The organism is Sediminibacillus massiliensis (assembly GCF_900156915.1).
GTDB lineage: Bacteria > Bacillota > Bacilli > Bacillales > Amphibacillaceae > Sediminibacillus_A > Sediminibacillus_A massiliensis.
Genome location: NZ_LT732535.1, coordinates 2,927,945 through 2,946,616, shown reverse-complemented (window position 1 = coordinate 2,946,616; position 18,672 = coordinate 2,927,945). Strand labels below are relative to the sequence as shown.

The following is an 18,672-nucleotide window of genomic DNA, read 5'->3' as shown; positions in this document are numbered from 1 at the left end:
TTTTCCATTATCCGGCAAAAGGCCGTTCCTCCCCAAAGTGCTTCCAAAATTATACCTTGTTTGGACAAAGTAATTAAGCTTAGTTATTGAGTAATTTCTTCTGTTTCCTGCATCTCAATGACGTCTTCTTCAGTCTCTTCCAAATCTGCCTCTATCTTACGGTATTTCTGCATGCCTGTTCCTGCTGGGACAAGCTTACCGATGATGACATTTTCTTTCAAGCCAAGAAGTTCGTCTCTCTTACCTTTGATTGCTGCATCAGTCAAGACACGAGTGGTCTCCTGGAAGGATGCTGCAGATAAGAAGGAATCTGTTTCAAGAGATGCTTTTGTAATACCCAATATGACTGGTCTTCCGACAGCAGGTTGGTTGCCTTCGACGAGCACCTGCCTGTTGGCTTCCCTGAACTGATGGATTTCAAGCAGGGATCCAGGCAGCACTTCGGTATCTCCAGCATCGGCTACGCGGACTTTACGGAGCATTTGGCGCACCATAACTTCAACGTGTTTATCACCGATTTCAACACCCTGCATACGGTAAACTTTTTGTACTTCTTTCAGCAAGTATTCTTGTACACCGTCGATTCCTTGGACTTTCAATAATTCTTTCGGATCGACAGAACCCTCTGTCAACTCTTGTCCGGCAATTACCTCATCGCCAATAGTCACTTTCAAACGGGCTCCATATGGGGCGGTGTAAGATCTGCTCTCGACCTCTCCCTGAACAACAATTTCTTGTTTGTCCTTCACTTCATTGATGTCTTGAACCGTACCTTTTATCTCACTAATAACCGCTTGCCCTTTTGGATTTCTTGCTTCAAACAACTCTTGGATACGCGGTAGACCTTGCGTAATATCGTCACCTGCTACCCCGCCTGTATGGAAGGTACGCATTGTAAGCTGTGTACCTGGTTCACCGATTGACTGGGCTGCAATGATTCCGACTGCTTCGCCGACTTCGACTTCATCACCTGTTGCAAGGTTTCTGCCGTAACATTTTTTACAAGCACCGTGCTTCGTGTTACAAGTGAAGACAGAACGGATATTCACTTTTTCCACTCCGGCATCCACAATCTGCTTGGCAACGTCCTCTGAAATCACTTCATTTCTGTCCACAAGTACTTCACCTGTTTCCGGATGACGTACTGCTTGGAAGGATGTCCTTCCGATCAAGCGGTCAATTAACGGCTCGATCATTTCTGTACCCTCGGTAATGGATTGAACAGTCAATCCTTTATCTGTACCGCAATCCTCTTCACGGATAATGACATCTTGCGCAACATCGACCAGGCGTCGAGTCAGATAACCTGAGTCGGCAGTCTTCAAGGCTGTATCGGCAAGACCTTTACGTGCACCGTGGGTAGAAATAAAGTATTCAAGTACTGTTAATCCTTCGCGGAAACTTGATTTGATCGGCAACTCGATAATACGACCAGCCGGGTTGGCCATCAGTCCACGCATACCAGCAAGCTGAGTGAAGTTAGATGCATTACCACGGGCTCCGGAGTCACTCATCATGAAGATCGGGTTACGCGGGTTCAATGTTTTCATCAATTTATCTTGAATGTTGTCTTTCGCCTGAGACCAGATAGAAATAACTCGGTCATATCTTTCTTCTTCTGTAATCAGACCTCGGCGGAACTGTTTCAATACTTTATCTACTCTACCTTGCGCTTCCTCCAGAATCTCTTCTTTTTCAGCCAATACTACGATATCAGAAACACCGACGGTTATACCGGCTTTTGTAGAATAACTGAAACCGAGATCCTTCATGCGGTCAAGCATTTTAGAAGTTTCACTGATTTTGAAACGTTTGAATACTTCTGCAATGATATCTCCCAAAATCCCTTTTTTGAACGGTGGGATGATTTCACGCTCGGAAATGATTTCTTTTACATTCGCACCCTTTTCGACGAAATATTTCTCAGGTGTGCGGATTTCCAGATTTTCCTGTGTAGGCTCATTCAAGTACGGGAATGAGGTTGGAAGCATATCGTTGAAGATCAATTTACCAACTGTTGTAATCAACAACTGGTTTGTCTGCTCTTCCGTGAAATCTTCCTTGCCAAGAGAAGAGGCTGCTACCGCTACTCTTGTATGAAGGTGGACATAACCGTTTTGGTAAGCGATGAGTGCTTCACTCAGGTCTTTAAAGACCATGCCTTCACCTACGGCATCTTCTCTTTCCATTGTTACGTAATAGTTACCAAGAACCATGTCCTGTGATGGTGTAACTACTGGTTTACCATCTTTAGGGTTCAAGATGTTTTGAGCGGCTAACATTAAAATTCTAGCTTCCGCTTGAGCTTCTGCTGACAATGGAACGTGAACAGCCATCTGGTCACCATCGAAGTCAGCGTTATATGCTGTACACACAAGTGGATGGAGTCTGATCGCACGTCCTTCAACAAGTGTCGGCTCAAATGCCTGAATACCAAGACGGTGCAATGTAGGAGCACGGTTAAGCAGAACTGGATGTTCTTTGATCACTTCTTCCAGTACATCCCACACTTCAGGGTGCAGTCGTTCGATTTTCCGCTTAGCGGACTTAATGTTATGCGCCAAGCCCTTTTCCACAAGCTCTTTCATGATGAATGGCTTGAACAATTCTACTGCCATTTCTTTTGGAAGACCACACTGGTACATCTTTAAATGAGGTCCTACAACGATAACCGAACGGCCGGAATAGTCAACACGTTTACCAAGCAAGTTTTGACGGAAACGTCCTTGCTTACCTTTCAGCATGTGTGACAAGGACTTGAGCGGACGGTTACCCGGTCCTGTAACCGGTCTGCCACGACGGCCGTTATCGATAAGCGCATCGACCGCTTCTTGAAGCATCCGTTTTTCGTTTTGAACGATAATGCTTGGAGCACCTAAGTCGAGCAGGCGCTTCAAACGGTTGTTCCGGTTGATTACACGACGGTAAAGATCATTCAAATCGGAAGTAGCAAAACGTCCGCCATCCAATTGAACCATTGGACGAAGTTCCGGCGGGATAATCGGAAGAACATCCAGAATCATCCACGATGGTTCGTTTCCGGAATTACGGAATGCTTCCAGTACTTCCAATCGTTTGATTGCACGTGTCCTTCTTTGACCTTGAGCCGTTTTTAGTTCTTCTTTCAATTGATCGACTTCTTTATCAAGGTCGATGTCTTGCAGTAACTTTCTGATAGCTTCTGCACCCATTTGGGCTTGGAATGTCTGCCCGTATTTATCACGGTATGCACGGTATTCCTTTTCGGATAGCAGCTGTTTCTTCTCAAGAGCTGTGTCCCCTGCATCTGTGACGATATATGCAGCAAAATAAATGACTTCTTCCAAAGCTCTTGGAGACATGTCTAAAACAAGTCCCATCCGGCTCGGAATGCCTTTGAAATACCAGATGTGAGAAACAGGAGCAGCCAATTCAATATGCCCCATACGCTCACGACGGACTTTCGCTTTAGTTACTTCTACACCACAACGGTCACAAACTACGCCTTTATAGCGGACACGTTTGTATTTACCACAGTGACATTCCCAGTCTTTCTGCGGACCGAAGATTCTTTCACAAAACAAGCCGTCTTTCTCTGGTTTCAATGTACGATAGTTAATAGTTTCTGGTTTCTTAACCTCACCAAAAGACCATGAACGAATTTTATCAGGCGAAGCTAAACCGATTTTCATAAACTCAAAGTTGTTAACATCTAGCAAGGGGCCTACCTCCCTTTTAGTATCCAGGTTTTACCCTAAGCATAGAACTTAGTGGATAGAATCAGAGGGAGAGCTTTAGCTCTCCTCTACTTCTATGTTTAAATTATCTGCTGATTGTGTTTCATCTTCTTCAATATCCCGAAGTTCTATCTCTTGTTCATCTGCCGAAAGCATCTTTACATCCATACCAAGACTTTGCAATTCTTTAATTAACACTTTAAAGGATTCAGGAATGCCTGGTTCAGGCACATTGTCACCTTTAACGATAGCTTCGTACGTTTTCACACGACCGACAACATCATCCGATTTGACGGTTAAAATTTCTTGAAGGGTGTAAGCTGCACCATAAGCCTCCAATGCCCAAACTTCCATCTCACCAAAACGCTGTCCACCGAACTGAGCTTTACCACCCAGAGGCTGCTGCGTTACAAGGGAATATGGTCCAGTTGAACGGGCGTGAAGTTTATCGTCAACCATATGGGCAAGTTTGATCATATACATGACACCTACCGATACTCGGTTGTCGAACGGCTCCCCGGTTCTTCCGTCATAGAGCACTGTTTTTGCATCTCTTGGCATTCCAGCTTCTTCAAGAGTTTCCCAAACATCTTCTTCTCTGGCACCGTCAAATACTGGTGTTGCTACATGCAAGCCCAGTTGTCTTGCAGCCATGCCCAAATGAAGTTCCAATACCTGTCCGATGTTCATACGGGAAGGTACACCCAATGGGTTCAACATGATATCAATCGGTGTTCCATCTGGAAGATACGGCATATCTTCTTCTGGAAGGATCTTGGAAATTACACCTTTGTTACCATGACGTCCGGCCATTTTATCTCCTTCAGAAATCTTACGCTTCTGAACGATATATACACGGACAAGCTGGTTTACACCTGGTGGTAGTTCATCTCCATCTTCCCGATTGAAGATTTTAACATCCAATACTATTCCACCGGCACCATGAGGCACCCTAAGTGAAGTGTCTCTGACTTCACGAGCCTTTTCGCCGAAGATGGCGTGAAGCAAACGTTCTTCTGCGGATAATTCCGTAACACCTTTTGGCGTAACTTTACCGACAAGCAAATCTCCGTCGCCCACTTCTGCACCGACACGGATTATGCCGCGCTCATCCAGATCACGAAGGGCATCTTCCCCTACGTTCGGAATGTCTCTGGTGATTTCTTCAGGTCCGAGCTTCGTATCACGAGCTTCGGCTTCATATTCTTCAATATGAACAGAAGTATATACATCATCTTTAACCAATCGTTCACTCATGATGATGGCATCCTCATAGTTATAACCTTCCCATGTCATAAAGCCGACTAACACGTTTCGGCCAAGAGCAAGTTCCCCATCTTCCATGGAAGGACCATCAGCTAATACTTCGCCTTTCACGACCCGGTTGCCAACACTGACAATCGGACGTTGGTTATAACAAGTTCCTTGGTTGGAACGGATAAATTTTTGCAGCTTATATCTGTCTAAGTCGCCTTCAACTTCTCTTCCGTCCACTTCAGAGATGCGGCGGACAAATATTTGTTTCGCTTCGACTCTTTCTACGATACCTTCGTATTTACAAATAACCGCAGCACCGGAATCTTTACCATTCACATATTCCATACCAGTACCCACTACAGGAGCTTCCGGCTGCAACAATGGCACTGCCTGCCTCTGCATGTTCGCACCCATCAACGCACGGTTGGAGTCATCGTTCTCCAAGAATGGAATACATGCAGTCGCCGCAGAAACTACCTGTTTAGGAGATACGTCCATGTAGTCAATGCGATCTCTGGCTACGATGGTGTTTTCCCCACGGAAACGGGCAATTACTTCTTCATCAGTGAAGGACCAGTCTTCGTTCAGCCTGGCATTCGCCTGTGCTACAACATAGTTGTCTTCTTCATCCGCAGTCAAGTAATCAATGTGTTCCGTTACTCTTCCGGTTTCGTGATCCACACGACGGTATGGTGTTTCGATGAATCCGAACTTATTCACCTTCGCATAGGAAGATAAGGAGTTGATCAACCCGATATTCGGACCCTCCGGTGTCTCGATTGGACACATACGGCCATAATGCGAGTAGTGAACGTCACGTACTTCAAAACCTGCACGTTCTCTAGTCAGACCACCTGGTCCGAGAGCAGAAAGACGACGTTTATGAGTTAACTCAGCCAACGGGTTGGTCTGGTCCATGAACTGAGACAACTGAGAGCTTCCGAAGAACTCTTTTATAGAAGCAATGACCGGCCTGATATTGATCAATTGCTGCGGGGTGATGGATGACGTATCCTGGATAGACATCCGTTCACGTACCACACGTTCCATCCGGGACAGCCCGATCCGGAATTGGTTTTGAAGCAATTCCCCGACTGAACGGAGACGGCGGTTACCCAAATGGTCGATATCATCTGTTCCCCCGACTTGGTGAAGGAGGTTAAAGAAATAACTGATAGCGGACAAGATGTCAGCAGGTGCAATGTTTTTCACACTGTCATCGACACTTCCGTTACCAATCACGTTCAATGTTCTTTCACCTTCAGGATCAGTTGGATCGACAATCTTGATTGTTTGAAGCTTGATAGGGTCTTCCAATACTCCTTCATGAGGCTCAAAGAAATCATCACCAAGGTTTTCTTCCTGTCCGTCTAAGTACGGAAGAAGCTTATCAAGAAGACGACGGTCGATTTTGTCACCTTTCTCCGCCAAGACTTCTCCAGTTTCTTGATCTACAAGTGTCTCTGCCAGCACTTGATTGAACAGGCGATTCTTTATATGAAGTTTCTTGTTCATTTTATAACGGCCCACATGAGCCAGATCATATCGTTTTGGATCAAAGAAACGGGAAATCAACAAGCTTTTAGCATTCTCTACAGTAGGCGGTTCACCAGGTCGTAGACGCTCATAAATTTCGAGCAATGCTTTTTCGCTGTTTTCCGTATTGTCTTTTTCCAATGTATTCTTTAAGTATTCGTTTTCGCCAAGCAAATCGATGATTTCTTGATCAGTTCCGAACCCAAGCGCACGCAAAAGAACCGTGATAGGCAGCTTTCTTGTACGGTCGATCCGAACATGAACAACATCTTTAGCATCTGTTTCAAATTCCAACCAAGCTCCACGGTTTGGTATTACAGTGGCTGTAAAGCCTTTTTTACCATTTTTGTCATGCTTTTCGCTGTAGTAAACACTAGGTGAACGAACCAGCTGAGAAACAATGACACGCTCTGCACCGTTGATGACAAATGTCCCGGTATCGGTCATTAGCGGGAAGTCTCCCATGAACACTTCCTGCTCTTTCACTTCGCCAGTTTCATTATTCAACAAACGAACTTTGACACGAAGAGGAGCGTTGTACGTTACATCTCTTTCTTTCGACTCATCAACAGGGTATTTTGGCTCTCCTAGACTATAATCTACGAATTCCAATGATAAATTACCTGTAAAGTCCTCAATTGGAGAAATATCCTGGAACATTTCCCGCAAACCTTCTTCTAGAAACCAATCATAGGAAGCGGTTTGTATCTCGATTAGATTTGGCAATTCGAGTACTTCACTAATGCGTGCATAACTTCTACGTTGGCGGTGTCGTCCATACTGAACTAGTTGACCTGTCAACTGATTCACCCCTCAAATCAAGAATTAGAAATACCGGGTTTAATATCTTAATACAATCCCAGAATTCCTCTAAAAGTACACCGAGCCACACCTTAACCAAAGATGCGGTTCTATAAGCGCAAAAACTGTCCGGCAAACATACCGAACAAACTTGTGAATCAGTAATCTTCTATCACAAGTTTATATTTAGACACTTGCAAATTTGCAAATGTTTTTTCACCTCTTCTAGCCCTCTAACGTTAGAATGAATTTTTTCAGGGATAGATTTGTATGACTGCCACAACAGCAGCCTTCATTTAAAAAAATTTAAATTTTTTTAAACAGCAAACCGGATAATTAGACCGATTTTACCATTCTTGCCTTTATGACAAGGATTATACATAAAATAATAAAATTAACCCTTGACAAAGGCAACTGCCTATTGGCATTTTTTAATATTATCACACCAAAAACACCGAGTCAACAACAAGGATTCAACAAATGGCAATTAATAGGAAACGGGACTTTCCCCTACCCTTTTACAGAACGAAAGATGTAATAGCCTTTGTTCTTCAAGACTGTTTCACAGTTTCCAAACAACTCTTCCATCTTTTTCTGAGCTGAAGGGGCTCCTTGTTTTTTCTGTATTACCACCCATAACTCACCCTCGGAGCTCAATGCTTCATAACTTTGCTCAAACATCTGGTGGACTACTTTTTTGCCGGCACGAATAGGGGGATTTGTTAGTATTGCTGAGAATTTTTCATTTTGGAGGGATTCCAGCCGGTCGCTTATTTTAAACTCAACGTTCGTGATTTGGTTTTGTTCTGCATTTAACTCAGCCAAACCTAACGCCCGTTCGTTCACATCGCTCAATACAACTTGACGATGAGGATAAGCTTTAGCAAGTGACAAGCCAACAGGGCCATAGCCGCACCCTAAGTCAAGCAATTTCCCTTCAGTTCCCGGATCCACAAAAGCTTCAATCAGCGTTCGCGAGCCAAAATCCACTTCATTTCTCGAGAACACACCATGATCAGTGGTAAATGAAAAATGATTCCCTTTCAATTCATACTCCCATGTAACGGGATTGCTTTGGGACTGTGGCTGATTTGAATAATAATGGTCTGACATGTTAAACACCCACTTTTATCATAATTTCCTGCACATATTATTTCTAATATGGACGACCATTAACATTTTATGTCACATACTAAACCTGACTCCATCCGTTCTTCAGGAGGGTTTGAATGTTTTTCCCCTTAAGTCGAAAGGAAAAGCCCGCCTATGAGGCGGGCTTATTGGATCCATTCAATACTACTTCAATTCTACAGAAGCGCCTGCTTCTTCAAGCTTAGATTTCATTTCTTCAGCTTCTTCTTTAGAAACGCCTTCTTTGATTGCTCCAGGAGCGTTATCTACAAGATCTTTTGCATCTTTAAGGCCAAGACCTGTGATTTCACGAACTGCTTTAACAACTTTGATTTTAGAAGATCCAGCACTTTCTAGTACTACATCAAATTCAGTTTGCTCTTCAGCAGCTTCTCCACCTGCAGCTCCTGCAGCGGCAACTGGTGCAGCAGCAGTTACTCCGAATTCTTCTTCGATTGCTTTTACAAGGTCGTTCAATTCTAGAACGGTCATTTCTTTGATTTGCTCAATGATTTGCTCTTTAGACATGTTTAGTTCCTCCTTGGAATTTTTCATATTATTTATAATAAACTGTCGTTGTGGCTCTTTTTCCTATCCCTTCAACACAAGTTGTGTGATGGATGTCGATTAAGCGCCTTGCTCTTCTTTTTGCTCTGCAATTGCTTTAGTAGCGTATGCAAAGTTACGTACAGGAGCTTGAAGTACGCTAAGCAACATAGATAGCATTCCTTCGTAGTTCGGAAGGTCCGCAAGTTCCTTGATTTGTTCAAGAGAAGCTACATTGCCTTCAATGACTCCGCCTTTGATTTCAAGAGCTTCGTGATCTTTAGCGAAGTTGTTAAGGATTTTAGCAGGAGCTACTACATCATCGGCACTAAACGCGATTGCAGTCGGACCTACCAATGTATCGTTAAGGGCAGTAAAATCAGCTTCTTCTACCGCACGGCGAGTCATTGTGTTTTTATAAACTTTGAAATCCACACCAGCTTCGCGAAGCTGCGTACGAAGTTCTGTTACTTCAGCTACGTCAAGGCCGCGGTAATCCACAAGGATCGTAGATTTACTTTCGCGGAACTTGTCGGCGATTTCTGTAACGACTTGTTTTTTGAGCTCGATTGTTTTGGACATTGTTCCACCTCCTATTGACTTATCATCATACCGTTTAGATGTCATTGTCTTCTAAGTGACAAGAAAAAACCTCCATGCAGACATGGAGGTTTTGTTTTCGACATAGATAATCATACGGGATTATCTTTTCTATTCACACACCTCGGCAGGAAATTAAGCATTCATGCACCTGCTGTCTACGGTATAACGTATATAATTTAAAATTAACTTTTTGCAACATTGACTATTATATAGGAATGTTAACTGAAAGTCAATAGCTTATTTATTAGCGACGCGCAAGTTCTGAAACATCCACTTTAACACCAGGGCCCATAGTGGAAGCGATAGAAGCATTACGCATGTAGATGCCTTTAGAAGCTTGTGGCTTAGCTTTTACCAAAGCGTCAGTAATAGCTTCAAAGTTTTCGACAAGTTTAGTGTCATCGAAAGAAACTTTACCAATCGGTACATGGACGTTAGAAGATTTATCTACACGATATTCCACTTTACCAGCTTTGATTTCTTGAATTGCTTTTTCCACTTCGAAAGTCACTGTTCCAGTCTTAGGGTTTGGCATTAGGCCTTTCGGTCCCAACACACGACCAAGTTTACCAACTTCCGCCATCATGTCAGGAGTGGCTACAACAACATCAAAGTCGAACCATCCTTGATTGATTTTAGAAATAAGGTCTTGTTCTCCAACAAAGTCTGCTCCAGCATTTTCTGCTTCTTTTGCTTTGTCGCCTTTAGCGAAAACCAACACACGTTGTGTTTTACCAGTTCCGTGAGGCAATACCATTGCTCCGCGGATTTGCTGGTCAGCTTTCTTAGGATCTACTCCTAAACGGAATGCAGCTTCTACAGTTTCGTCGAAGTTTGCTTTTGCAGTTTGTTTTACTAATTCAACTGCTTCTTTTACATCGTAAGCTTTAGTACGATCAACAAGTTTAACTGCTTCTTGTTGCTTTTTAGTCTTTTTTGCCATTTCTATTTCCTCCTTGATTGTGGTTTTAACGGTTATACCTCCCACTTGAAAAAGCGGAGCGGGCATGCGCCCGCACAGCCAGCCTGCAATAATAAAGGTTGCGAAAAGGCTATACCGCCAACATCGCAACCTTCCCTCTAGTTAGAGTGCCGCTGTGGGATTAGTCTTCGATAACAATACCCATACTACGCGCAGTTCCTTCGACCATACGCATAGCCGCGTCAACATCAGCAGCGTTCAAATCAGGCATTTTTGTTTCCGCAATTTCTTTTACCTTGTCACGCTTAACAGTCGCAACTTTATTACGGTTTGGTTCGCCTGATCCGGATTCGATTCCAGCTGCTTTCTTAAGTAGAACTGCAGCAGGCGGAGTTTTTGTAATAAATGTAAATGAACGGTCTTCAAAAACCGTGATTTCTACCGGAATAATCATACCAGCTTGATCTTGAGTACGGGCATTAAATTCCTTACAGAATCCCATGATATTAACACCTGCTTGACCCAATGCTGGTCCAACTGGCGGTGCCGGGTTTGCTTTCCCTGCAGGGATTTGAAGTTTAACTACTTTAATTACTTTTTTAGCCACGAGACACACCTCCTTAAAGTCCGTGATGTGGTAATAGGGTTTTCCCCTCCCACTCCATATATAACTTTATACATCACGCATAAAGAACATAAAAATTCTAGCATCTTTACAGATAAATTGCAAGGGCTTGTTCAAAATGCTTTGTATTTCTCCCTTGACCGGGATTAAAGCTTTTCGATTTGAGAGAATTCCAACTCGACCGGTGTTTCTCTCCCGAACATGTTCACGTGTACTTTCACCTTTTGTTTGTCGAGATCGATGGATTCGATTGATCCGGTGAAATTGGTGAACGGTCCATCTGTCACCCGGACACTCTCATTCACTTCAAAATCAATTTCTGTAACTTGTTCCTGCATACCCATCCGCTTCAAGATGAATTCCGCTTCTTCCGGCAAGAGAGGGGTTGGTTTTGATCCTGAACCAGCAGAGCCAACAAACCCAGTGACACCCGGCGTGTTACGGACTACATACCAGGAATCATCAGTCATAACCATTTCCGCCAATACATAACCAGGAAACACCTTTTTCTTAGCGACTTTCTTCTTTCCGTTCTTTATTTCTGTTTCTTCGTCTTCCGGGACAAGCACTCTGAAGATCTTATCTTCCATCCCCATCGACTCTAACCGTTTCTCCAAATTTGTTTTCACCTTATTTTCGTAACCGGAATAGGTGTGGACAACATACCAATTTTTTTCCATGTTCACAGGACAACTCTTTGCCCTTCCCTCCCTTGTCAAATCTTCTCCAATTTTTTTGGAATATTAAAAAACCCGCCAAAACGGGTTTTTACAGGCAAAAAAATCATATTTATTTTTATTATAGCATAAACTAGGTATTATTATTCAAAGAATATATTAAGAATTTGAGTGATTCCAAGATCGACTAACGCAAAAAATATAGTAACAAATGCAACTGTGCTCACTACTGTAATCGTATAGCGAGTCAATTCCTGTCCTTTAGGCCAGCTGACTTTTTTCATTTCCCTTGAAACATTTTTGAAAAATGTAATCACGCTTGTACTACCCCCAAACTTAGCCCACTTGACGGCTTCTCTCTCATTTAGTCTCTCGATGCAGGGTATGAGCTCCACATCTCTTGCAGTATTTACGTACTTCCAATCGCCCGGATTGGTTTGATTTATTTTTATCTGTACTATAATTTCTACTTAAACATGTGACACATGCCAACACTACTTTATTTCTCAACTTTTTCACCCCAAATCAGGGTTTTATTCACTTCCACTAATGTAGCACGGTTGCACAGGCATGTCAACGTGCGTTAAAGCGTGATTTCACTGATTTCCAAGTAACGTTCCAGCTTCCGTTTCACCCTCTGCAGCGCATTGTCGATTGATTTCACATGCCTCTGCAATTCTTCGGAAATCTCCTGATAGGTACGTCCATCCAGATAAAGGCTGAGAACCTGTCTTTCCAAGTCGCTCAACAATTCTGACATTTTGCATTCCATGTCCCCGAACTTTTCCCTGTTGAGGAGAAGTTCCTGAGGATCAACAGCCTTAGACCCGGCTATTACATCAAGCAGCGTGCGGTCGGATTCCTCATCATATATCGGCTTGTCCAGTGAAACGTATGAATTTAACGGGATGTGCTTTTGCCTTGTCGCTGTTTTAATGGCAGTAATAATCTGCCTTGTAACACACAATTCAGCAAACGCTTTAAATGATGATAATTTATCGCCCTTATAATCCCGGATTGCTTTGTATAAACCAATCATGCCCTCTTGTACAATGTCCTCTCGATCAGCGCCAATTAAGAAATAGGTCCTTGCTTTAGCCCGGACAAAATTCTTGTACTTGTGAATTAGATGGTCCAATGCATAGCTTTGACCTTTTTGGACCAGCTCCAGAATTTCATCATCCTCAAGAATTTCAAAATCTATTTCCTGATTGTTTGTCTCCTTTTGCATGGTGGTCACCCAGGATTCCCCCCGACTCTTATGCCGTTGAATATATAGAAATATTATACAGTAAGCGTTTTAATATAGTCAACAACACTTGGCAGGCTATTTATCTCCTCTTCTCCATTTCTCGAACACTTCCAGGACTTCTTTTTTTATTGGAATCTTACTTGCAGACTGAATTTTTTTGTGGTTTTCCAGCTCTTCTTCTATTTGTTTTTCAATATTATTTGTCTCTATATATAACTCTCGGGCTGACTTACGAAGTGCCCCTTGGGCGAAAATCGTCCTCTGTTCTGTATAGTCGGAAGTCGCTACATAAACTTGTGTTTTGACATTCTTCAAATCTTTTATCAGTCTCTCTATGCATTCGTCCGCCGTTTCCTTCTCCTTGGTATATATTACTTCGACTTTATAGTCCTTGTGTTTATGTTCCAGGCCCCTCACGTAATAAGCATCAAATACAACAATGACCCGGTTTCCGGTGTACGCCTGGTACTCTGCCATTTTTTCAACCAAAAGATCACGAGCCTGGGCAAGGTCGTGATCCTTTAAGATTTTCAACTCATCCCAGGCACCGATGATGTTGTATCCGTCCACCAATAATACGTTCATATCATTCACCAATCGCATGCCGTTTTCTAAAGACTTCGTACATCAGGAGGCTTGCAGCAACAGAAGCATTAAGAGAAGTTACTTTTCCTTTCATCGCAAGCCGGACCGTCCAGTCGCATTTGTCTTTTACCAACCGACTCATTCCCTTTCCTTCGTTGCCGATCACAAGTGCTATCGGCATACCTCCGTCAAGTTCACGATAATCCTCCGAACCATCCGCAGCGGTGCCGACTATCCAGACGTTCCTTTCTTTCAGTTCATCAATGGTATGCGCAATGTTCGTCACCCTCGCAACTGGAATATACTCGATTGCCCCGGCAGAAGTTTTGGCCACTGTGGCTGTCAGACCCACAGATCTGCGTTTGGGAATGATTACTCCGTGAACTCCCACTGCATCCGCCGTCCTAAGGATCGAGCCCAGATTGTGCGGATCTTCTATTTCATCCAAGATCATGAAGAACGGCGCCTCGCCACGCTCCTCCGCAACCTTGAACAGATCATCCAAATCACTATACTCATAGGCAGCCACCGCTGCAGCGACGCCTTGGTGGTTCCCTTCCACCATTTGATCTATTTTTCGTTTCGGGACCTGCTGGACAGTCGTTCCTGCCTGTTTTGCAAGTGATTGTATCTTTTGGGCGGACTGTCGTTGTAATTGATCGGAAATCCATACTTTATTGATTGAACGCCCCGACTTCAGCGCTTCTGTGACTGGGTTTTTACCAATTATCCATTCTTCGCTCATTATTCATTCAACTCCTTTCCTCAACAAGCTCAATGGCTGAGTGAACTAATTCTTCCAGCCTGCCCACATCTTCTTTTAAGTACAAAAAACCAATCAGTGCTTCAAAAGCCGTGCTGTATCTGTAAGTTTGCACATCCGTATTCTTGGGGATGGTACCGGATTTAGCATTTCTTCCACGTCTGACGACACTCTCTTCATCATCAGACAGCACTCCTTGTTCCAACCATTCCAAGATCACTTTCGCCTGGGATTTGGCTGAAACAAATTCGACCGCTGAACGATGCAGTTGATTTGTTTTAACCGTCCCTTTTGCAATCAAATGGCGGCGCACGTAAATTTCATAGACAGCATCACCCATATAGGCAAGTGTCAAACTCTTCATCTGCCTTACATCATCTGGTGTCGCCATAGTCAGCCTCTCTTCCAGCGGGTGCCCTGTGGCGTATCTTCCAGGATGATGTCCTTCTCTTTTAGATCATCCCGTATTTTATCTGCTAGAGCAAAGTCCCTGTTTTCTCTGGCTTTGTCTCGTTGTCTCAACAAGTCTTCAATCTCCTCGTCAAGCAGCCCTTCTTCCTGCACCAACTCGATTCCGAGCACCTTTGTCAGTTGATCCAGCAACTCCTGAAGTCCCTCAATCACTTTGACAGAAGTATGACGGGCTTGCAGGTACACATTGGCGTCTTTCGTGATATCAAATAATACGGAGATAGCATTGGCGGTGTTGAAGTCATCATCCATTTCAGCGATGAAACGGTCTTTATACTGACCGATTTTCTCCAGCCACTCCGCTTCGTGCTCGTCTAAATCCGTACTCGACTGCTTTCTGTGATCAAGATTCTGATAGGCATTTCTAATGCGCTCCAGACTGTTTTTTGCGCTTTCCAACAACGATTCACTGAAATTGATAGGGTTTCGATAATGGACGCTCAACATGAAGAACCGGACTACCTGCGGATCGTGCTGTTCCACTAAATCATGCGCAAGGACAAAATTGCCAAGTGATTTGGACATTTTCTCATTATCAATATTAATATAACCATTATGCATCCAATAATTTGCAAACGGGCGGCCATTGCCGGCTTCCGATTGGGCAATTTCATTTTCGTGGTGAGGGAAGGTTAAATCCTGTCCGCCTGCATGGATATCAATCGTTTCTCCTAAATACTTCTTTGCCATTGCGGAACATTCGATATGCCAACCCGGTCGTCCTTTGCCCCAAGGTGAATCCCAGGAGATCTCTCCCGGTTTCGCTTCTTTCCATAACGTGAAATCCAACGGATCTTCTTTCTTCTCTCCAATTTGGATACGCGCTCCGGATCTTAACTCATCAATAGACTGATGGGATAGTTTTCCATACCCTTCAAATGACCTGGTTTTAAAATACACATCTCCATCCGCTTCATACGCATGCCCTTTGTCGATCAGGGCGGAAATGAATGCGATAATGTCATCCATCGTTTCCGTCACCCTCGGATGATGAACTGCCTGCTTCACACCCAAAGCTCCCACATCTTCTTTGTAGGCATCAATAAAACGCTGGGATATGGCCGGAACGTCTTCTCCCAATTCGTTTGCGGCTTTGATAATTTTGTCGTCCACATCTGTGAAGTTCAGTACATAGTTGACTTCATAACCTCTGAATTCCAAATATCTTCTGACTGTATCAAAGACGATTGCCGGTCTCGCATTTCCGATATGGATATAGTTATAAACCGTCGGACCGCAGACATACATCCGCACTTTCCCCTCTTCAATCGTCTCAAATGCCTCTTTTTGCCGAGTTAATGTATTATAAAGTTTTATTGCCATGCTCTTTCACTCCTTTAAGTTCCGTAACTTCCCGCTTCAAGCTTTCTATTTCCCTTTCCATGTCTTTGAGCAGCACCGATACAGGATCAGGCAGTTTATGGTGGTCCAAATCTCTTCTTACTCTTTCCCCATTCTGAATTACTACACGCCCCGGGATGCCCACCACCGTGGAGTGGTCCGGAACATCATGCAGCACGACTGATCCGGCGCCCACCTTTGAGCTCTCCCCAATCTCAATGGAACCAAGCACTTTCGCCCCACTCGCTATCAGGGCATTATCCTTGATAGTAGGATGCCTTTTCCCTTTTTCTTTTCCAGTACCACCAAGAGTGACCCCTTGGAATATCGTTACATTGTCACCGATTTCGCATGTCTCCCCAATCACCACTCCCATTCCATGATCGATGAAAAACCTGCGTCCGATTTTAGCTCCGGGGTGGATCTCAATACCAGTAAAAAAGCGGCTGATTTGCGAGATGACCCTTGCAATAAAGTAAAACTTCCGCTTGTAAAAAGCATGCGCTATCCGGTGTGACCATACTGCATGAAGCCCAGAGTATGTCAAAATCACTTCGATATAGGTGCGGGCTGCCGGATCCTGATCAAACACAACACTTATATCCTGTTTTAGCATCTTAAAAAAACCCATCCAAGATCACTCTCCTCTACTGGTATTTGCCAATATTTACACATGGAATTTGATACAAAAAAAGCGCCTCTGTGCATAACACACAGAGACGCTTTGGCGCGGTCCCACTCTGTTTAGGGATAAACCCTCTACTCGGACTCTCTGTAACGGGAGAGAACCGCCCTTGTCTACTGTTAATTCGACAAGGGACTCTGAGGTGCATTTCAAAAGCGTAGTCTTAGAATCACTTTCAGCCGGTGGTGATTCTCTCTGTTTAAGCTTTCCGCTTTTTACTTCTCCTCTTCGACGTTCGTGTTTGTAATAATACTATATTACATAATTTAACTAATGTGAAATTATTCAGCTGTTATTTGATCAACCGCTGCACGCAGTCTGCTTAAGACTGTTTCTTTTCCGAGTAAATGAATGGCATTCGGGAGTTCCGGCCCATGGACTTGTCCAGTAGTAGCGACCCGGATCGGCATAAACAGCTTTTTCCCTTTTTGTTTTGTCTCTTTTTGCGTGGCCTTGATTTCCGCCTTTATAGCATCCGGACTGAATTCTTCGATTGCAGACAACTTCTCCGCATATACAGTCAACACTTCCGGTACTTGTTCCTCTCTAAGTACTGCCAAAGCTTCCGGACTATATTGAATTTCTCTCTGGAAGAAAAGCTCTGTCAATTCGACAATTTCAGCTCCATAGCTTAATTGTTCTTTGTATAAACCAATCAACTCAAGCGCCCACTCTTCCTGTGTTTCATCCATGTTGGCAGGAAGTTTTTCCGCATGAATAAGATGTGGCAGGCTTAATTTGACCACCTGATCAAAATCAGCAGCCTTGATGTATTGGTTGTTCATCCATTTTAATTTCTGAGGGTCGAAAATTGCCGGAGAAGTAGACAAACGTTCCGGGTCGAAAATCTCGATAAAATCTTCTTTCGTGAAAATTTCTTCTTCTCCTACCGGCGACCATCCAAGTAATGTAATGAAATTGAACAAGGCTTCCGGTAAATAACCCAAGTTTTTGTATTGTTCAATGAATTGCAAGATGTGCTCATCACGTTTACTCAATTTTTTACGGTTTTCATTCAAAATAAGCGTCATATGACCAAACTGTGGTGCTTCCCATTGAAAAGCATCATAAATCATCATTTGCTTCGGAGTATTGGAAATGTGTTCTTCCCCACGCATGACATGAGAGATTTTCATTAAATAGTCATCAATCACTACCGCAAAGTTATAAGTCGGCATACCATTCTTCTTCACAATAACCCAATCGCCGAAATCGCCGGACTCAAAAGTAATTTCTCCACGGACGATATCTTGAAATTTATATGTGACGTCTTTTGGAACACGGAATCGTATACTTGGCTTACGGCCCTCCGCTTCAAAACTTTCAATTTCCTCTGCAGAGAGATTGCTGTGAGCTCCTGAATATTTTGGTACTTGACCTTGAGCCCGTTGTTCTTCCCGTTCTTGTTCCAGTTCTTCTTCTGTCATGTAACATTTGTAGGCAAGGCCTTTTTCCAGCAACTCATCCACATACTTGTTATAAAGTTCCAAACGTTCTGTCTGACGGTACGGACCGTATTCTCCGCCGATGTCTGGTCCTTCATCCCATTCGATTCCAAGCCATTTAAGATAGCTTAGCTGACTTTCCTCTCCACCAGCTACATTTCGCTTGTCATCCGTGTCTTCGGTCCTGATAATGAACTTTCCGCCTAAATGACGCGCATATAGGTAATTAAACAAAGCCGTCCGGGCATTTCCTATATGCAGATGGCCAGTCGGACTTGGTGCATACCGCACCCTTACTTCATTCGTCATGTTATGA

17 protein-coding genes and 2 other annotated features are annotated in these 18,672 nt (G+C 43.6%); all 17 genes read right to left on the bottom strand.

Going from position 1 to position 18,672, the window contains the following annotated elements; all coding sequences use genetic code 11:
* Positions 1–83: 83 nt before the first annotated feature.
* Positions 84–3,698 (bottom strand): DNA-directed RNA polymerase subunit beta', encoded by a 3,615-nt coding sequence (rpoC, locus tag CZ434_RS15290; RefSeq protein WP_077623957.1) that lies wholly within the window; start codon positions 3,696–3,698, stop codon positions 84–86.
* A 75-nt stretch (positions 3,699–3,773) separates the two neighbouring features.
* Positions 3,774–7,310, bottom strand: coding sequence for a DNA-directed RNA polymerase subunit beta (gene rpoB / locus CZ434_RS15285; protein WP_077623956.1), 3,537 nt, complete (start codon positions 7,308–7,310; stop codon positions 3,774–3,776).
* A gap of 510 nt (positions 7,311–7,820) precedes the next feature.
* Positions 7,821–8,423, bottom strand: coding sequence for a class I SAM-dependent methyltransferase (locus CZ434_RS15280; protein WP_077623955.1), 603 nt, complete (start codon positions 8,421–8,423; stop codon positions 7,821–7,823).
* Positions 8,424–8,606: 183 nt separating this feature from the next.
* The gene (rplL, locus tag CZ434_RS15275; protein WP_077623954.1) at positions 8,607–8,969 is read right to left on the bottom strand and encodes a 50S ribosomal protein L7/L12; all 363 of its coding nucleotides are present in this window, start codon (positions 8,967–8,969) and stop codon (positions 8,607–8,609) included.
* Between the two features lie 99 nt (positions 8,970–9,068).
* Positions 9,069–9,569, bottom strand: a complete 501-nt coding sequence (rplJ, locus tag CZ434_RS15270; RefSeq protein ID WP_077623953.1) for a 50S ribosomal protein L10 — start codon at positions 9,567–9,569, stop codon at positions 9,069–9,071.
* A 54-nt stretch (positions 9,570–9,623) separates the two neighbouring features.
* Positions 9,624–9,769 (bottom strand) — a sequence feature (ribosomal protein L10 leader region).
* A 65-nt stretch (positions 9,770–9,834) separates the two neighbouring features.
* On the bottom strand, positions 9,835–10,533 hold the full coding sequence (gene rplA, locus CZ434_RS15265; RefSeq protein ID WP_077623952.1) for a 50S ribosomal protein L1: 699 nt from the start codon (positions 10,531–10,533) through the stop codon (positions 9,835–9,837).
* Between the two features lie 160 nt (positions 10,534–10,693).
* Entirely contained in the window at positions 10,694–11,119 is a 426-nt protein-coding gene (rplK, locus tag CZ434_RS15260; RefSeq protein WP_143262135.1) for a 50S ribosomal protein L11, read from the bottom strand.
* 164 nt (positions 11,120–11,283) lie between these two features.
* Positions 11,284–11,817 (bottom strand): transcription termination/antitermination protein NusG, encoded by a 534-nt coding sequence (gene nusG, locus CZ434_RS15255; RefSeq protein WP_077623951.1) that lies wholly within the window; start codon positions 11,815–11,817, stop codon positions 11,284–11,286.
* Positions 11,818–11,957: 140 nt separating this feature from the next.
* Positions 11,958–12,131 (bottom strand): preprotein translocase subunit SecE, encoded by a 174-nt coding sequence (gene secE / locus CZ434_RS15250; protein WP_077623950.1) that lies wholly within the window; start codon positions 12,129–12,131, stop codon positions 11,958–11,960.
* A 43-nt stretch (positions 12,132–12,174) separates the two neighbouring features.
* Positions 12,175–12,324 (bottom strand): 50S ribosomal protein L33, encoded by a 150-nt coding sequence (rpmG, locus tag CZ434_RS15245; RefSeq protein ID WP_077623949.1) that lies wholly within the window; start codon positions 12,322–12,324, stop codon positions 12,175–12,177.
* 73 nt (positions 12,325–12,397) lie between these two features.
* Positions 12,398–13,045, bottom strand: coding sequence for an RNA polymerase sporulation sigma factor SigH (gene sigH, locus CZ434_RS15240; protein WP_179107370.1), 648 nt, complete (start codon positions 13,043–13,045; stop codon positions 12,398–12,400).
* Positions 13,046–13,141: 96 nt separating this feature from the next.
* Positions 13,142–13,651: an NYN domain-containing protein gene (locus tag CZ434_RS15235; protein ID WP_077623947.1), complete on the bottom strand. Its 510-nt coding sequence runs from the start codon at positions 13,649–13,651 to the stop codon at positions 13,142–13,144.
* A 1-nt stretch (position 13,652) separates the two neighbouring features.
* Complete coding sequence (rlmB, locus tag CZ434_RS15230; RefSeq protein WP_077623946.1) at positions 13,653–14,396, bottom strand: 23S rRNA (guanosine(2251)-2'-O)-methyltransferase RlmB; 744 nt, start codon at positions 14,394–14,396, stop codon at positions 13,653–13,655.
* Positions 14,397–14,403: 7 nt separating this feature from the next.
* Complete coding sequence (locus CZ434_RS15225; RefSeq protein WP_077623945.1) at positions 14,404–14,805, bottom strand: Mini-ribonuclease 3; 402 nt, start codon at positions 14,803–14,805, stop codon at positions 14,404–14,406.
* Between the two features lie 2 nt (positions 14,806–14,807).
* Complete coding sequence (gene cysS, locus CZ434_RS15220; protein ID WP_077623944.1) at positions 14,808–16,208, bottom strand: cysteine--tRNA ligase; 1,401 nt, start codon at positions 16,206–16,208, stop codon at positions 14,808–14,810.
* Positions 16,189–16,857, bottom strand: coding sequence for a serine O-acetyltransferase (cysE, locus tag CZ434_RS15215; protein ID WP_077623943.1), 669 nt, complete (start codon positions 16,855–16,857; stop codon positions 16,189–16,191). Before cysE ends, cysS begins: the two co-directional genes overlap by 20 nt.
* An 81-nt stretch (positions 16,858–16,938) precedes the next feature.
* Positions 16,939–17,152, bottom strand: a binding site (T-box leader).
* 40 nt (positions 17,153–17,192) lie between these two features.
* On the bottom strand, positions 17,193–18,665 hold the full coding sequence (gene gltX / locus CZ434_RS15210; protein WP_077623942.1) for a glutamate--tRNA ligase: 1,473 nt from the start codon (positions 18,663–18,665) through the stop codon (positions 17,193–17,195).
* Between the last annotated feature and the right edge of the window lie 7 nt (positions 18,666–18,672).

Excerpts from the sequence above, each read along its gene's own strand:
- CZ434_RS15280 (WP_077623955.1), bottom strand. The coding sequence starts at position 8,423 with ATGTCAGACCATTATTATTCAAATCAGCCACAGTCCCAAAGCAATCCC.
- nusG (WP_077623951.1), bottom strand. The coding sequence starts at position 11,817 with ATGGAAAAAAATTGGTATGTTGTCCACACCTATTCCGGTTACGAAAAT.
- rplA (WP_077623952.1), bottom strand. The coding sequence starts at position 10,533 with ATGGCAAAAAAGACTAAAAAGCAACAAGAAGCAGTTAAACTTGTTGAT.
- sigH (WP_179107370.1), bottom strand. The coding sequence starts at position 13,045 with ATGCAAAAGGAGACAAACAATCAGGAAATAGATTTTGAAATTCTTGAG.
- cysS (WP_077623944.1), bottom strand. The coding sequence starts at position 16,208 with ATGGCAATAAAACTTTATAATACATTAACTCGGCAAAAAGAGGCATTT.
- rplJ (WP_077623953.1), bottom strand. The coding sequence starts at position 9,569 with ATGTCCAAAACAATCGAGCTCAAAAAACAAGTCGTTACAGAAATCGCC.
- gltX (WP_077623942.1), bottom strand. The coding sequence starts at position 18,665 with ATGACGAATGAAGTAAGGGTGCGGTATGCACCAAGTCCGACTGGCCAT.
- CZ434_RS15225 (WP_077623945.1), bottom strand. The coding sequence starts at position 14,805 with ATGGCGACACCAGATGATGTAAGGCAGATGAAGAGTTTGACACTTGCC.
- CZ434_RS15235 (WP_077623947.1), bottom strand. The coding sequence starts at position 13,651 with ATGAACGTATTATTGGTGGACGGATACAACATCATCGGTGCCTGGGAT.
- cysE (WP_077623943.1), bottom strand. The coding sequence starts at position 16,857 with ATGGGTTTTTTTAAGATGCTAAAACAGGATATAAGTGTTGTGTTTGAT.
- rlmB (WP_077623946.1), bottom strand. The coding sequence starts at position 14,396 with ATGAGCGAAGAATGGATAATTGGTAAAAACCCAGTCACAGAAGCGCTG.
- rplL (WP_077623954.1), bottom strand. The coding sequence starts at position 8,969 with ATGTCTAAAGAGCAAATCATTGAGCAAATCAAAGAAATGACCGTTCTA.